This window comes from Streptomyces sp. NPDC060064 (assembly GCF_042736455.1).
GTDB lineage: Bacteria > Actinomycetota > Actinomycetes > Streptomycetales > Streptomycetaceae > Streptomyces.
The window spans coordinates 141,814-156,562 of the sequence record NZ_JBHWWF010000022.1 but is presented as its reverse complement, the minus strand read 5'-3'; the positions used below and the strand labels follow the sequence as shown (position 1 = coordinate 156,562).

The window sequence follows — 14,749 nt, the reverse complement described above, 5'->3', positions numbered from 1 at the left end:
AGCGTTAGGGAAACGCCCGGTTACATTCCGAACCCGGAAGCTAAGCCTTTCAGCGCCGATGGTACTGCAGGGGGGACCCTGTGGGAGAGTAGGACGCCGCCGAACAATCTTTCAAGGACCCGTGGTCCAGCGTTCACGCTGGGCTACGGGTCCTTTTTTGTTTTGCCTATTTTTCGAAGCGCGTCCGATGGCCGGCTGCGCGAGAATGACTGCAGTACCCGAAGACAGGAGTCACGCCGATGTCCACCAACTCTCCCGACGACCGTCCGGAGCGCGAGCCGCGTCGTAGGGACGGTGGCGACCGGGGCGGTTTCCGCGGCGGCCGTGACGACCGGGATCGTGGGCCGCGCCGTGACGATGACCGTGGTGGCTACCGTGGGCCGCGTCGTGATGATGACCGTGGTGGTCGTCCCAGCAGTGGTGGCGGCGGCGGTGGTTACGGCCGGCGTGATGACCGGCCGAGTGGTCCGCGTCGTGATGATGACCGTGGTGGTCGTCCCAGCAGTGGTGGCGGCTACGGGTCGCGCCCGAGCAGCGGTGGCGGGTACGGCGCACGCCGTGACGACGACCGTGGCGGTCGCCCCAGCGGTGGTGGCGGTGGCTACGGCCGTCGCGATGACCGGCCGAGTGGTCCGCGTCGCGATGATGACCGTGGCGGTCGCCCCAGCGGCGGCGGCGGTGGCTACGGCCGTCGTGATGACCGGCCGAGTGGTCCGCGTCGCGACGATGACCGTGGTGGTCGTCCCAGCAGTGGCGGCGGCTACGGGTCGCGCCCCAGCGGCGGCGGTGGCTATGGCCGTCGTGATGACCGGCCGAGTGGCCCGCGTCGCGACGATGAGCGCGGTGGACGCCCGAGCAGCGGTGGCGGGTACGGCGCACGCCGTGACGACGACCGTGGCGGTCGCCCCGGCGGCGGTGGCGGTGGTTACGGGCGTCGTGATGACCGGCCGAGTGGTCCGCGTCGTGACGATGACCGTGGTGGTCGTCCCAGCAGTGGCGGCGGCTACGGGTCGCGCCCCAGCGGTGGTGGCGGGTACGGCGCACGCCGTGACGACGACCGTGGCGGTCGCCCCAGCGGCGGTGGCGGTGGCTACGGCCGTCGCGATGACCGGCCGAGTGGCCCCCGCCGTGACGACGAGCGTGGCGGTGCCTTCCGGCGTGATGACCGGGACCGCGACCGGGATCGTGGGCCGCGTCGTGACGATGACCGTGGTGGCTACGGTGCGCCGCGTCGCGATGATGACCGTGGTGGTCGTCCCAGCAGTGGCGGCGGCTACGGGTCGCGTCCCAGTGGCAGTGGCAGTGGCAGTGGCGGCGGCGGTGGTTACGGCCGTCGCGACGACGACCGTGGCGGTCGCCCCAGCGGTGGTGGCGGCTACGGGCGCCGCGAGGACCGGCCGAGCGGTCCGCGTCGCGACGACGACCGTGGCGGTCGCCCCAGCGGTGGTGGCGGTGGTTACGGGCGCCGCGACGACCGGCCGAGTGGCCCCCGTGGTGACGACCGCGACCGCGGTGGGTACCGCGGGCAGCGCGACGACCGACGTGACGACCGTGGCGGGTACCGCGGGTCTCGTGACGACCGTGGTGGCTACGGGCGGCGCGACGACCGCGACCGCGGTGACCGGGAGCCGATCAAGCGGCTGCCGATTCCCGAGGACGTCACGGGCGACGAGATCGACAAGGACGTACGGCAGGAGCTTCAGAGCCTGCCGAAGGGCCTCGCCGAGGACGTGGCCAAGAACCTCGTCATGGTCGCCAATCTGATCGACGAGGACCCCGAGCAGGCGTACGCCTACTCCAAGGTGGCGCTGCGGCTCGCTTCTCGTGTGGCCGCCGTGCGCGAGGCCGCGGGTTTCGCCGCGTACGCGACGCAGAAGTACTCGGAGGCGCTTGCCGAGTTCCGTGCGGCCAAGCGGATGACCGGGAGCGTCGAGCTGTGGCCCGTCATGGCGGACTGCGAGCGGGGGCTCGGGCGGCCCGAACGGGCGATGGCGATGGCCGGTGAGCCCGAGGTGCAGAAGCTCGACAAGGCCGGCCAGGTCGAAATGCGGCTGGTCGCGGCCGGAGCGCGACGGGACATGGGGCAGATCGACGCTGCCATCGTGACCCTGCAGAGCCCCGAGCTGGCGTCCAACTCCGTACAGCCCTGGACCGCGCGGCTGCGTTACGCGTACGCCGACGCGCTGCTGGCCGCCGGGCGCGACGGCGAGGCGCGTGAGTGGTTCGCCAAGGCGCTCGAGGCGGACAAGGACGGGGCGACCGACGCCTCGGACCGGCTCGCCGAGATAGACGGTGTGGAGTTCGTCGACGCCATGGGCGAGGACGAGGCGCCCGACGCGTCCACGGAGCCGGCCGCCGCCGCCGACGAGGCCGAAAGTGACGTCGACGGCGAGGCCGACAGCGACGCCGACGGCGATGTCGAGGGTGACAAGGCCGAGTAGGTAAGTACACGCAGACGAAAGGGCGGCACCCGGCATGGGTGCCGCCCTTTCGTATGTCCGTATCTCGTCGTCAGTTCTCGTCGTCAGTCCGTCGGTTCGTCAGTCCAGTGCGAGGCTTCTGAGGACCAGGCCCGTCGCCGGCTTCGGGCCGAACGACGTGGACTTGCGGGGCATCGTGACCCCCTCGCGAGCGAGATTCCGCACGACCTCTTCCCGCACCGGATGCATCACCACCGCGGTGCCGCCCTTGCGTTCCGCCTGCTCGACGGCCGCCTCCGTGTCATGGATGTAGGCGATGTGCTCCGGGGTGTCCGGGATCCGCCAGATGTGGTCCAGGAGCGTGGAGTGGAGGACCGTGGCGTCGAGTGTGCGCCAGGCCTCGGGGCGGTCGCGCCGGACCGTACGGGACAGCAGCTCGACGTCCGGGCGGTCGACGAGGTGGAATCCGCCGTCGCCCGCGAGGAGGAAGGCGTTGCCCTCGGCGGCCGCGTTCGCGAGAGTCTCGAGCGCCTGTGGAAGCGGGCCGTCGAGTTGCTGGATGCGGAACGAGCCGGTCAGAGCGGTCAGCGCCTCGGAGACAGGGAGGCGGTGCAACAGGCGGTGGATGGCGCGCACCCTGAGGGGATAGCGGGCCGTGTCGATCAGCAGGACCAGGCCGTAGTTCCACGGGCTCGGGGAAGGGTGTTCGGCGCGCAGCCGCAGATAGGTCGCCCAGCGGTGGTGGCCGTCGGCGATCAGCGCCTGGTGGTCGGAGAGATCGGCGCGGACCTCGGACAGGTCGTCGGGGTCCGTCACGGACCACAGCCGGTGCTTGAAGCCGTCCTCCGTGGTGGTGGCCAGCAGCGGGGTACGCAGGATGGTGCGGTCGATAACGGCGGTCGCGCCGGTCGCACCGCCCGTGCTGCGGTAGGTGAAGAGCAGCGGTTCCAGATTGGCGGCGGTCGTACGCATCAGAGCCGCGCGGTCCGCGACGACGTCCGGCATCACGTCCTCGTGCGGGAGGACGACGCCCTCGGACGGTTCGGACAGTGCGAGCGCCCCGATGATGCCCCGCTGGAGGATGTCGTCCCTGCGCTGCTCGTACACGTAGAACGCGGGCTCGGGGTCCGGGGCCAGGATGCCCTCGGAGAGCCAGCGGTCGAGGGTGTCGGCGGCCTGCTGGTTGCGGGCGCCAGCGGTGTTCGCCTGCGGGAGGATAAGCCGGACGATGTTGTGCGGATCCGCCGACTCCAGATGGAGCAGGCCGTCGGGCCTGACGACGACGTCGTACGGCGGTGAGGTCACGGCGGCGAGACTGCCGACCCGCTCAGGGACATAGCGCAGTCCACGGAACGGGATCAGGTGCAGACCGTCATTGGCCGCGGGACCTTCGGTGTTCATTTGTGCATCGTATGTGGGTCGCGCGGATGAGCGATGATCGGGGAGCGACACTGAGCGAGGAGCGGAAACGAATGAGCCAGCAGAGCAGGAACCGGCCGAGCGGTAGTGCGACGGCGCTGAGCGAGGTGTACGACACGGCGCTGCTCGACCTCGACGGAGTGGTGTACGCGGGCGGTGAGGCGATTGCGCACGCCGTGGATTCGCTGCTGACGGCGCGGGACGGCGGGATGCATCTCGCCTATGTGACCAACAATGCGCTGCGGCCGCCCGAGGCCGTGGCCGCGCACATCACCGAGCTGGGCGTGCCCACCGACGCGGCGGATGTCATCAACTCCGCACAGGCCGTGGCCCGGTTGATCTCCGAGCAGGTGCCGGCCGGTTCCCGGGTGCTGGTGGTCGGCGGGGAGGGGCTGCGGGTCGCGCTGCGCGAGCGCGGGCTCGAGCCGGTGGAGTCCGCCGACGACGATCCGGCGGCGGTGGTGCAGGGGTACGGCGGTCCTGACCTGGCCTGGGGGCGGTTCGCCGAGGCCTGTTACGCGATCGCGCGGGGCGTGCCGTGGTTCGCTTCCAACACGGATCTGACGATTCCGAGTGCGCGCGGGATCGCGCCGGGCAATGGTGCGGCCGTGGAGGTCGTACGGATCGCGACGGGTGCGGAGCCGCAGGTGGCGGGCAAGCCGCTGCCGCCGATGCACAAGGAGACGATCCTGCGGACGGGTGCGCGTAGGCCGCTGGTGGTCGGGGACCGGCTGGATACGGACATCGAGGGTGCGTTCAACGGCGGCGTGGACTCGCTGCTCGTACTGACCGGGGTGACGGACGGCGCGCAGCTGCTGGCCGCGCGGCCCGAGCACCGGCCGACCTATGTGGACGCCGATCTGCGCGGGATGCTGACCGGGCAGCCCGAAGTCGGTGAGGCGGAGGGCGGGTTCACATGCGGCGGGTGGACCGCGTCCGTACGGGAGGACGAGCTGGCGCTCGACGGGGACGGCGAGCCGTTGGACGGGCTGCGGGCGCTGTGTGCTGCGGCCTGGACCGACGCCGGGGACGGCGTGTGCGAGCTGGACGCGGACAAGGTGCTGTCCCGGCTGGGACTGTAGGGCCGTGCCCCGCGGGTGGGGCGGAGGGACTTCGGTCCATACGATGCGTCTCTTCCTTCCGCGGTCGTCCTTGAAGCGCCGACTCCCTTTCTTCGCGCCGGAGTCGGCGGCAGGGGAGGCTGGTCCGGCCGGCGCCATTCACGGAAGGGGAGCCCCCTCGCCGTGGCGAGGGTAGGCTAACCTAACCTCGTGTTGGTCGACAGTCCCCCCAAACAGAGCGCGGAGCCGCAATCCGCACCCGCATCCCGGAGGCGGCACGCGCTGCGCGCCACCGGGTTGCTCGTGTCAGTCGGCATCCTGCTGCTGGTCTGCCTCGCGAGCATCGCGACAGGTGCCAAGTCGATGCCGCTGTCCGACGTGTGGCACGGCCTGTTCCACAACTCGGGCGCCGGCAACGACGTGATCGTCCACGATGTTCGTGTACCGCGGACCCTGCTCGGCCTGATCGTCGGCGCGGCTCTCGGACTCGCCGGCGCGGTGATGCAGGCGCTGACCCGCAACCCGCTCGCGGAACCGGGACTGTTGGGCGTGAACGCCGGCGCCTCGGCCGCCGTCGTCTCCGCCATCAGCTTCCTCGGCGTCACCTCGCTCACCGGCTATGTGTGGTTCGCGTTCCTGGGCGCGGGCGTCGTCTCCGCGCTCGTGTACATCCTCGGCGGCAGCCGGGGCGCGACACCGGTACGCCTCGCGCTCGCCGGAACCGCCGTCAGCGCCGCGCTCGTCGGCTATATCCACGCCGTACAGCTGCTGGACGCGGCCGCGCTCGACCGGCTCCGGTTCTGGACGGTCGGCTCGCTGGCCTCGGCCGATATGGAGACCATCGGCAAGGTGGCGCCTTTCATCGGCATCGGCGTGTTGCTCGCGCTGCTGCTCGCACGGCCGCTGAACGCGATGGAGATGGGTGACGACACCGCCCGCGCGCTGGGCGCGCATCTGAACCGCACCCGCATCCTCTCGATGCTCGCCGTCACTCTGCTGTGCGGGTCGGCGACCGCCGCCTGCGGGCCGATCGTCTTCATCGGGCTGATGATCCCGCATCTCGTCCGCGCCATCACAGGTCCGGACATGCGGTGGATCCTGCCGTACGCGACGGTCCTCTCGCCCGTCCTGCTGCTGGGCGCCGATGTCGTCGGCCGGGTCATCACCCGCCCCGCCGAGCTGCAGGTCGGCATCGTCACCGCGCTGATCGGCGGGCCCGTCTTCATCCATCTCGTACGCCGCAAGAGGATGGCCCAGCTGTGAAGGCCGTGCTGTGTCTTCCCGGGGGACAACCTCCGGACCCCCGGCAGGACAGACAGCTCCGACGACCTGCCCGGAACGTCATGCGAGGGAAATCCCAGTGAAAGCCATACGCACCCCCGGCGGGCTCTCCGTCCGGGTCGATCCGCGCGCGGCCGTCGTCGTGCTGCTGCTCGCCGCGGCCACCGCGGCCACCGGAGTCGTACTCATCGGCAGCGGCGACTTCCCGATCTCACCCGGCGAGGTGATCGCCACGCTGCTCGGGAACGGCACGCCGGCGCAGGAGTTCATCGTTCAGGATCTGCGGCTGCCGCGAGTGCTGGTCGGAGTGCTCGTCGGCGCCTCGCTCGCCCTCAGCGGCGCGATCTTCCAGTCCATCACCCGTAATCCGCTGGGCAGTCCGGACGTCATCGGCTTCGGGCAGGGCGCGACCGTCGGCGCGCTCAGCGTCATCGTGCTCTTCCACGGCGGGGCCGTCGCGGTGGCGGGCGGCGCGCTCGTCGGCGGAGTGGCGACCGGCGTCGGCGTCCATGTACTGGCCTGGAAGCGCGGGGTGCACGGCTACCGGCTGGTCCTCGTCGGTATCGGCATCGCCGCCGTGCTCACCGCCGCCAACCAGTATCTGCTCACCAAGGCCAGCCTGGTCGACGCCATCCAGGCCACGCTCTGGATGACCGGCTCGCTCGACGGCCGCGACTGGGCGCAGGTCTGGCCACTGCTGGGCGTGTGCGCCGTTCTCGTGCCGCTGGTGTCCGGGTACGGGCGGCCGCTGCGGATGCTGGAGATGGGCGACGACGCGGCGTACGCGCTGGGCGCGCCGGTCGAACGCACCCGTGTGGTGCTGTTGAGCGCCGGCGTCCTGCTGGTCTCGGTCGCGACCGCGGCGGCGGGGCCGATCACCTTCGTCGCGCTGAGCGCACCGCAGCTCGCCCGTCGGCTGACCCGCTCGCCCGGCCCGAACCTGGCCGCCGCCGCGGTGATGGGCGCCGCGCTGCTGCTGGTCGCCGACTGGATCGCCACCAACGCCTTCGGCGAGCGGCAGTTGCCGGTCGGTGTGGTGACCGGAGTGCTCGGCGGCTGCTATCTGCTCTGGCTGCTGGTCACCGAACGCAAGGCAGGACGCATATGAGCACGGTGAAGCCCGTGGCAGACGAACCATCGGAATCCAGGAGTACGACGACAATGCAGCGCCTCACCGCGGAATCGGTCACCCTCGGCTACGACCAGCGGGTCATCGCCGAGAACCTCTCGGTGGAGATCCCCGACAACTCCTTCACAGTGATCGTCGGCCCCAATGCCTGCGGAAAGTCGACACTGCTGCGTGCCCTGTCCCGGATGCTGAAGCCGTCCGAGGGACGGGTCCTGCTGGACGGACAGACCATCCACTCGCTGCCGGCCAAGAAGGTCGCCAGGACGCTGGGCCTGCTGCCGCAGTCGACGATCGCACCGGACGGGATCACGGTCGCCGACCTCGTCGCACGCGGCCGCTATCCGCACCAGGGGCTGCTGCGTCAGTGGTCGCCGGAGGACGAGCGGATTGTCGAGGAATCGATGGCCGCGACCGGAGTCGGCGAACTGGCGGAGCGCTATGTCGATGAATTGTCCGGTGGGCAGCGGCAGCGCGTATGGATCGCGATGGCACTGGCCCAGCAGACCCCACTGCTGCTGCTCGACGAGCCCACGACATTCCTCGACATCCAGCACCAGCTCGAGGTGCTCGACCTGTGCGCGGAGCTGCACGAGACGCAGGGGCGGACGCTTGTCGCCGTACTGCATGACCTCAATCAGGCCGCCCGTTACGCCACACACCTCATCGCGCTGCGCGAAGGGAAGATCGTCGCCGAGGGCGCGCCCGCGGATGTGGTCACCGCCGAGCTGGTGGAGCAGGTCTTCGGGGTGAAGAGCCAGGTCATCGACGACCCGGAGTCCGGGACGCCGCTGGTGGTGCCGGCATCCCGGAGGCGTAGCGCCACGGTGGTGTCCTGACCGCTGAAGCAGCTGCCCGGCCGCCGCGGCAGTGCACCGGCCGCCACGGCAGCGTCCCGGCCGTCACGGCAGTGCAGTGACCGCTACAGCAGCGTCCTCAGGCGCAGCAGATCGCGGAAGCCGGCCTCGAGCCTGACCCGGCCGGAGGCCCAGGCCTTCGCGAAGTTCAGCTCACCGTTCACCATGGCCACCAGATCGTCGCCGCTCATCGCGAGACGGATCTGAGCCCTGTCGGGCGGCGGTCCCTGGAGCGTGTCGACCACATCGATCCGGCCGTCCACGAGGCGGCCGGTGAAGGTGATGTCCAGGTCCTTGATGTGGCAGCTGAGGGAACGGTCGAGCGCGGCAGCGCTGCGTACATCACCGTCCGCCTGTGCCAGGTTGTCCGAGAGTTTGTCGAGTGCGCTGCGGCACTCTTCCGTCGTCGCCATCGTGATCGACGGTACCTCAGGGCTTCGCGGTAGCGTCTGGGCATGAGCGACTCGATGCCGGGCCCTGAGATCCAGGAGCAGGGGTTTCAGGAGGGACCAGTGAGCCCGGAGCCGGAGAACCCAGCGTCCGAGAACCCAGCGTCCGAGAACACGGACCGGGAGAGCCGGGAGCCGGTGGGGCCCGGGGCGGCTGCCCGTCAGGCCTACGACCCTGCCGCGCCCGCGCCCGTCGGCGTGCAGCGCGTGCCGACCGGCAACGCCGATGTCGACGACCGGCTGGAGCGGCTGGCCGACGCCGACCACCTCCCGGCGGACGGACACCTCGAGGTGTACGAGGATGTACACCGGGGGCTGCGCGACGCGCTGACCGCGCTCGACGCACGCCCGGCACCTGCGCCTCAGGGGCCCTCGCCATCACCGTCGTACGACAACAGGAGCTGAACCGAACGTGGCAGGAGTGGCCCGCCGCCGTCTCGACGCCGAGCTGGTACGCCGCAACCTCGCACGCTCGCGCGAGCACGCGAGCCAGCTGATCGCCGCGGGACGGGTGACGGTCGGCGGCAACACCGCGACCAAACCCGCGACCCAGGTCGAGACCAGCGCCGCCGTCGTCGTCACCGCAGACGACAGCGACCCCGACTACGTCTCGCGCGGCGGACACAAGCTCGCCGGCGCGCTGGCGGCCTTCGTGCCGCTCGGGCTGAAGGTCGAGGGCAGGCGGGCACTGGACGCGGGCGCGTCCACCGGCGGCTTCACGGACGTACTGCTGCGGGCGGGCGTCGCCCATGTCGTCGCCGTCGACGTCGGATACGGACAACTCGCCTGGTCTCTTCAGAGTGATGAACGCGTGACGGTCAAGGACCGTACGAATGTGCGCGAGCTGACGCTGGAGACGATCGACGGTGAGGCGGTGGACCTGGTGGTGGGGGACCTTTCCTTCATTCCGCTCGGCCTCGTCCTGCCCGCGCTCGTCCGGTGTACGGCGTCCGGCGCGGATCTGGTGCTGATGGTCAAGCCGCAGTTCGAGGTGGGCAAGGAACGCCTCGGCAGCGGCGGGGTCGTCCGTGACCCGGAGCTGCGCGCGGACGCGGTACGGAATGTGGCGCGCAAGGCGGGGGAGCTCGGTCTCGGCGTGCTGGGCATCACGGCCAGCCCGCTGCCGGGCCCCTCCGGAAACGTCGAGTATTTTCTGTGGCTCCGGGCCGGAGCGCCCGAGCTCGACCCGGCGGACGTCGACCGTGCAGTGGCGGAGGGACCTCGTTGACAACGACACCGGCAGCGACACCAGCACGTACCGTTTTCCTGCTCGCACACACCGGCAGACCTGCGGCGATCCGCAGTGCCGAACTCGTCGTACAGGGGCTGCTGCGCAACGGTCTCGGCGTACGCGTACTGGAGGCGGAAGCGGCCGACCTGCCGCTGCCGCCGTCCGTCGAGACGGTCCGCGAGGCGACTCCCGACGTACTCGACGGCTGTGAACTGCTGATCGTGCTCGGCGGGGACGGGACCCTGCTGCGCGGCGCCGAATTCGCCCGCGCCTCCGGGGTGCCGATGCTCGGCGTCAACCTGGGGCGGGTCGGCTTCCTGGCGGAGGCCGAGCGCGACGACCTCGACAAGGTCGTCGACCGCGTCGTCACCCGCGAGTACGAGGTCGAGGAGCGCATGACCATCGATGTCGTCGTGCACAGCAACGGCGATGTCGTGCACCAGGACTGGGCGCTGAACGAGGCGGCGGTGCAGAAGGTCTCGCCCGAGCGGATGCTCGAGGTCATCCTCGAGATCGACGGGCGGCCGGTGACCGGCTTCGGCTGCGACGGCATCGTCTGCGCGACGCCGACCGGCTCGACCGCGTATGCGTTCTCCGCCGGCGGCCCGGTGGTCTGGCCGGAGGTGGAGGCGCTGCTGATGGTGCCGATCGGCGCGCACGCCCTGTTCGCCAAGCCGCTGGTGACCTCGCCGACGTCGGTACTCGCGGTGGAGGTGCAGCCGCACACACCGCAGGGGGTGCTGTGGTGCGACGGGCGCAGGACGGCCGAACTGCCGCCGGGCGCACGGGTGGAGGTACGGCGCGGGGCCGTTCCCGTACGGCTGGCGCGACTGCACCACGCGTCCTTCACGGACCGACTGGTGGCCAAGTTCGCGCTGCCGGTGTCCGGTTGGCGCGGCGCGCCGCACTAGGGCCGCCGGGCTGTCCTGGCCCATCCGTGGGAGAGGCAGGCGCGCTGCCGGACTCGCTCTCCGCGCCGGACGACGGGCTCCGGCCGTACGAGCCGTGGCTGCGGATGCGCTCGACCGGCCGCTCGGGGTGGGCGCGAAGGGCGGGCACGGTCCGGTGCGCCACACGGGCGTCGAGTACGCGCCCGGCCGGTGGGTCCGCTTCCGCTCACCGGGCCGCGCGGCTTCCACGGCTTCCACGAGTACGTCGTGGAGGAGGCGGGGGCGGTGCCGTGCTGAACCATCCGCTCGCGATGCGCGTACGCGGCCCCGCCCGGCTGACGTGGCCGCTCTTCCGGCGTCGGCAGCACGACGCCGTGACCGAGGACAGCCTGGACCGGGCGGAGGGCGTACGCAGGTCGCGATGGGGCCCTTATGTCCGACTGCTGCGGCGGACAAAGGGGCTGCGGTGACTCTCCGCTGCCCTGGAGAGTGAATCGGAGGCCGGGGTCCGTCGCACAGCGGGCCCCGGACCTCGTAAGGTCGTGTCCGTGTTGGAGGAGATGCGGATACGGTCGCTCGGTGTCATCGACGACGCGGTCGTCGAGCTGTCACCCGGTTTCACTGCGGTGACCGGCGAGACGGGCGCGGGCAAGACCATGGTCGTCACCAGCCTGGGGCTGCTGCTCGGCGGGCGCGCCGACCCCGCCCTGGTGCGGATCGGCGCCAAGGCGGCGGTGGTGGAGGGGCGGATCAGTGTGTCCGCCGACGGCCCCGCCGCGGTACGGGCCGAGGAGGCCGGGGCCGAGCTCGAGGACGGCATGCTGCTGATCAGCCGGACCGTCTCCGCGGAGGGGCGCTCCCGCGCCCACGTCGGTGGGCGGTCCGTGCCGGTGGGCGTGCTGGGCGAGCTGGCCGACGAACTCGTCGCCGTGCACGGCCAGACCGACCAGCAGGGGCTGCTGCGGCCCGCGCGGCAGCGGGAGGCGCTCGACCGGTACGCGGGCGGTGCGGTCACCGGGCCGCACGCCAAGTACGCGGCCGCGTACCGGCGGCTGCGGGCCGTCTCCGTCGAACTGGACGAGCTGACCACGCGCGCCCGTGAGCGCGCGCAGGAAGCCGATCTGCTGCGCTTCGGGCTGAACGAGATCGCGGGCGTCGAGCCGCGGGCCGGCGAGGACGTCGAACTCGCCGCGGAGGCGGAGCGGCTGGGCCACGCCGAGGCGCTGGCGTCCGCCGCGTCGCTCGCGCACGGCGCGCTGGCGGGCCATCCCGAGGACCCGGAGGGCGTCGACGCGACGACGCTGGTCGCGGGCGCAGGACGGGCCCTGGACGCCGTACGCTCGCACGACCCCGCGCTGGCCGGGCTCGCCGACCGGATGGGCGAGATCTCCATCCTGCTCGGTGACGTGGCGGGAGAGCTGGCCGGGTACGCGGACAATCTGGACGCCGATCCACTGCGGCTGGCCGCGGTGGAGGAACGGCGGGCGGCGCTGACCGGGCTGACGCGCAAGTACGCCGCGACCGGTGAAGGCATTGCCGCCGTGCTGGCGTGGGCGGAGGAGAGCGCGGGTCGGCTCACCGAGCTGGACGGCGACGACGACCGGATCGGCGAGCTGGCGGCGGAGCGGGACGCGCTGCGGAGCGAACTGTCCGGTCTGGCACAGGCGTTGACCGACGCGCGTACGGAGGCGGCGGCGCGGTTCGCCGAGGCGGTCACCGCGGAGCTGGCCTCACTCGCGATGCCGCACGCGCGGGTGTCCTTCGACATCAGGCAGACCGAGTCCGTCGACGAGGCCTCCGGCGTCGAGGTCGGCGGCCGCGCGGTGGTGTACGGGCCGTCCGGCGTCGACGAGGTCGAACTGCTGCTGGCCCCGCACCCGGGCGCGCCGCCGCGGCCGATCGCCAAGGGGGCGTCGGGCGGTGAGCTGTCGCGGGTGATGCTGGCGGTCGAGGTCGTCTTCGCGGGGACCGATCCGGTGCCGACGTATCTCTTCGACGAGGTCGACGCGGGCGTGGGCGGCAAGGCGGCGGTGGAGATCGGCCGGCGGCTGGCGAAGCTCGCCAAGTCGGCGCAGGTGGTGGTCGTGACGCATCTGCCGCAGGTGGCGGCGTTCGCCGACCGGCAGCTGCTCGTCGAGAAGACGAACGACGGCACGGTGACGCGAAGCGGTGTGACAGTCCTGGAGGGCGAGGACAGGGTGCGCGAACTGTCGCGGATGCTGGCGGGCCAGGAGGACTCGGAGACGGCCCGTGCGCACGCGGAGGAGCTCCTGGCGACGGCCCGGGCGGACGGGTAGCCCGCGGCGGAGGAGTTTCTGGGGACGGCCCGGGCGGACGGGTAGCCCGCGGCGGAGGAGTTTCTGGGGACGGCCCGGGCGGACGGGTAGCCCGCGGGGCGGGCAGAACCCCGTGCCCCGCGGCCCTGTCGCCGCGCCGGCTTGCCGTTCAGCCCGCCGGCCTCGTCGCCGCGGCCGCGCACGGAGACGCCGTCAGCCGGCCCGCCGGATCACCCGTGTGGGTGATCCGGCGTACGGAGTCCGGTTCGGGACACGGGCACGACGCCTCGACGGTGCCGGAACGTGCGTACGGGCTGGCATCCTTGGCCGAGTGACACAGCTGCGTACGGTCCAAGTGCTGGGCGGCGGCAGCGCGGGCAGCAGCGCGCACGTCAGGTCGCTGGCCGCGGGGCTGGTGGCGCGGGGCGTGCGGGTGACGGTGTGCGCTCCCGCTGAACTGGAGCACGTCTACGACTTTCCCGGCGCCGGGGCCCACTTCGCGCCCGTACCGCGGCGCGGTGACCCGGCGGCGGTCGGCGCGCTGCGCGCGGCGTGCGCGGGAGCGGATGTCGTGCACGCGCACGGGCTGCACGCCGCCGTACGCGCCACGCTGGCGCTGAGCGGGCAGCGCGTGCCTCTGGTCGTCACCTGGCACACGCGGGCGCACGACGACGGCGCGCGTGGCCAGGTGCTGCGCCTGCTGGAGCGAAGGGCCGCGCGGGCGGCGGCGGTTGTGCTCGGTACGTGCTCCGAGCTGGTCGACCGGGCCCGCAAGCGGGGCGCACGTGACGCCCGCCTCGCGCCGGTCGCCGTGCCCGCGCCGCGCGGCCGGCCGGGTGGCGCGGAGAGCAAGGCACGCGCCGAACTGGGCGCTGTCGAACGCCCCTTGGTGATGGCCGTCGGGAGCCTGGTGCCGCACCGGGGGTACGGAACGCTGCTGGACGCGGCCCGGCTGTGGCGCGGCCTGGACCCTGTGCCGCTGGTCGTGATCGCGGGGGAGGGACGGCAGCGGGGTGCGCTCCAGCGCCGTATCGAGGCGGAAGGGCTGCCGGTGAGGCTGATGGGGCGCCGGGACGACATCGGTGAGCTGCTCGCGGCGGCGGATGTGGCGGTACTGCCGAGCCGCTGGGAGGCCCGCTCGCTGCTCGCGCAGGAGGCACTGCGGCTGGGCGTCCCGCTGGTCGCGACGGCGGTGGGCGGCGTCCCGGAACTGGTGGGCGAGGCGGCGGAACTCGTTCCGTACGGCGACGCGGCGGCGCTGGGCGGGGCGGTGGCGCGGCTGCTGGGTGACCCGGGGCTTCGGGAGGAGCTGGCGGCGGCGGGACGGGCGCAGGCGGCGACGTGGCCGACGGAGGACGAGACGATTGCGCTGGTGTTGAGCGTGTACGACGAGGTCGTGGCGGGGTGGAGCTGAGGCACGGGCGGGGGGTTCCTGCTGCCCGCCGCTGCCCGCTGTATCCGATGTGCGCGTCCGCCGGGTGAGGGGGCTGCCCCCGGGGCCGGGGGGACGGGGGTACGCGGGGCTGACGCCCCGTACCTCGAGACGCCGGCTTCGCGGCGCCGGCTGCGGGTTCTGTGGAGTGCCGCGTTACACGGCGCGCGGCCTCGTACTTTCCGAGCGCGGCTCCGCCGGGTGAGGGGGCAGCCCCCCGGGGCCGCGGGGGATGGCGGTAGGCGGGGCTGACGCTCCCGTACCCCGAAGCGTCGGCTTCGCGGCGCCGGCTCCGGGCTCTGTGGAG

The 14,749-nt window shown here is 72.2% G+C and carries 14 protein-coding genes and 1 rRNA gene; 13 read left to right on the top strand and 2 right to left on the bottom strand.

All coding sequences use genetic code 11. The features are described from left to right. The 3 genes from rrf to ACFWDI_RS25505 all read left to right on the top strand — a co-directional run. A 5S ribosomal RNA gene (gene rrf / locus ACFWDI_RS25515) occupies positions 1-105 on the top strand; the annotation flags it as partial. A gap of 219 nt (positions 106-324) precedes the next feature. Beyond that, a complete protein-coding gene (locus ACFWDI_RS25510) occupies positions 325-1,764 on the top strand; it encodes a hypothetical protein (protein ID WP_385307107.1) in 1,440 nt (479 codons plus the stop codon). Further along, a complete protein-coding gene (locus ACFWDI_RS25505; protein ID WP_385307106.1) occupies positions 1,731-2,441 on the top strand; it encodes a hypothetical protein in 711 nt (236 codons plus the stop codon). The genes ACFWDI_RS25510 and ACFWDI_RS25505 overlap by 34 nt, the downstream gene beginning before the upstream one ends. A 99-nt stretch (positions 2,442-2,540) precedes the next feature. On the opposite strand, the gene ACFWDI_RS25500 is transcribed toward ACFWDI_RS25505, so the two are convergent. Further along, the gene (locus ACFWDI_RS25500) at positions 2,541-3,821 is read right to left on the bottom strand and encodes a DUF1015 domain-containing protein (protein WP_385307104.1); all 1,281 of its coding nucleotides are present in this window, start codon (positions 3,819-3,821) and stop codon (positions 2,541-2,543) included. Positions 3,822-3,892: 71 nt separating this feature from the next. On the opposite strand from ACFWDI_RS25500, the gene ACFWDI_RS25495 reads away from it, so the two are divergent. The 4 genes from ACFWDI_RS25495 to ACFWDI_RS25480 all read left to right on the top strand — a co-directional run bounded on the left by ACFWDI_RS25495 (position 3,893) and on the right by ACFWDI_RS25480 (position 8,146). After that, entirely contained in the window at positions 3,893-4,921 is a 1,029-nt protein-coding gene (locus ACFWDI_RS25495) for an HAD-IIA family hydrolase (protein WP_385307103.1), read from the top strand. Between the two features lie 192 nt (positions 4,922-5,113). Next, entirely contained in the window at positions 5,114-6,163 is a 1,050-nt protein-coding gene (locus tag ACFWDI_RS25490) for a FecCD family ABC transporter permease (protein WP_385307123.1), read from the top strand. Positions 6,164-6,254: 91 nt separating this feature from the next. Then, positions 6,255-7,289 (top strand): FecCD family ABC transporter permease, encoded by a 1,035-nt coding sequence (locus ACFWDI_RS25485; RefSeq protein WP_385307121.1) that lies wholly within the window; start codon positions 6,255-6,257, stop codon positions 7,287-7,289. Between the two features lie 53 nt (positions 7,290-7,342). Then, positions 7,343-8,146 carry an ABC transporter ATP-binding protein gene (locus ACFWDI_RS25480; RefSeq protein ID WP_385307102.1) on the top strand — a complete coding sequence of 268 codons (804 nt, stop codon included), beginning with the start codon at positions 7,343-7,345 and terminating at the stop codon, positions 8,144-8,146. 83 nt (positions 8,147-8,229) lie between these two features. Here ACFWDI_RS25480 and ACFWDI_RS25475 read toward each other — a convergent pair whose 3' ends face one another. Continuing rightward, positions 8,230-8,577: an SCP2 sterol-binding domain-containing protein gene (locus tag ACFWDI_RS25475; protein WP_362689501.1), complete on the bottom strand. Its 348-nt coding sequence runs from the start codon at positions 8,575-8,577 to the stop codon at positions 8,230-8,232. A gap of 42 nt (positions 8,578-8,619) precedes the next feature. Here ACFWDI_RS25475 and ACFWDI_RS25470 point away from each other — a divergent pair, with 42 nt between their 5' ends. The 6 genes from ACFWDI_RS25470 to ACFWDI_RS25445 all read left to right on the top strand — a co-directional run bounded on the left by ACFWDI_RS25470 (position 8,620) and on the right by ACFWDI_RS25445 (position 14,424). Continuing rightward, positions 8,620-9,018, top strand: coding sequence for a hypothetical protein (locus tag ACFWDI_RS25470; protein WP_385307101.1), 399 nt, complete (start codon positions 8,620-8,622; stop codon positions 9,016-9,018). A 7-nt stretch (positions 9,019-9,025) separates the two neighbouring features. Then, positions 9,026-9,841, top strand: a complete 816-nt coding sequence (locus ACFWDI_RS25465) for a TlyA family RNA methyltransferase (protein WP_385307099.1) — start codon at positions 9,026-9,028, stop codon at positions 9,839-9,841. After that, positions 9,838-10,755, top strand: a complete 918-nt coding sequence (locus ACFWDI_RS25460) for an NAD kinase (RefSeq protein ID WP_385307097.1) — start codon at positions 9,838-9,840, stop codon at positions 10,753-10,755. The genes ACFWDI_RS25465 and ACFWDI_RS25460 overlap by 4 nt, the downstream gene beginning before the upstream one ends. Before the next feature lie 269 nt (positions 10,756-11,024). After that, positions 11,025-11,204: a hypothetical protein gene (locus tag ACFWDI_RS25455; RefSeq protein WP_385307096.1), complete on the top strand. Its 180-nt coding sequence runs from the start codon at positions 11,025-11,027 to the stop codon at positions 11,202-11,204. 90 nt (positions 11,205-11,294) lie between these two features. Next, positions 11,295-13,031 (top strand): DNA repair protein RecN, encoded by a 1,737-nt coding sequence (gene recN / locus ACFWDI_RS25450; RefSeq protein ID WP_385307120.1) that lies wholly within the window; start codon positions 11,295-11,297, stop codon positions 13,029-13,031. Positions 13,032-13,341: 310 nt separating this feature from the next. Beyond that, positions 13,342-14,424, top strand: coding sequence for a glycosyltransferase family 4 protein (locus ACFWDI_RS25445; protein WP_385307095.1), 1,083 nt, complete (start codon positions 13,342-13,344; stop codon positions 14,422-14,424). Positions 14,425-14,749 lie beyond the last annotated feature (325 nt).

Coding starts and splice junctions, on each gene's coding strand:
- ACFWDI_RS25500 (WP_385307104.1), bottom strand. CDS start 3,821: ATGAACACCGAAGGTCCCGCGGCCAATGACGGTCTGCACCTGATCCCG.
- ACFWDI_RS25495 (WP_385307103.1), top strand. CDS start 3,893: ATGAGCCAGCAGAGCAGGAACCGGCCGAGCGGTAGTGCGACGGCGCTG.
- ACFWDI_RS25480 (WP_385307102.1), top strand. CDS start 7,343: ATGCAGCGCCTCACCGCGGAATCGGTCACCCTCGGCTACGACCAGCGG.
- ACFWDI_RS25475 (WP_362689501.1), bottom strand. CDS start 8,577: ATGGCGACGACGGAAGAGTGCCGCAGCGCACTCGACAAACTCTCGGAC.
- ACFWDI_RS25470 (WP_385307101.1), top strand. CDS start 8,620: ATGAGCGACTCGATGCCGGGCCCTGAGATCCAGGAGCAGGGGTTTCAG.
- recN (WP_385307120.1), top strand. CDS start 11,295: ATGCGGATACGGTCGCTCGGTGTCATCGACGACGCGGTCGTCGAGCTG.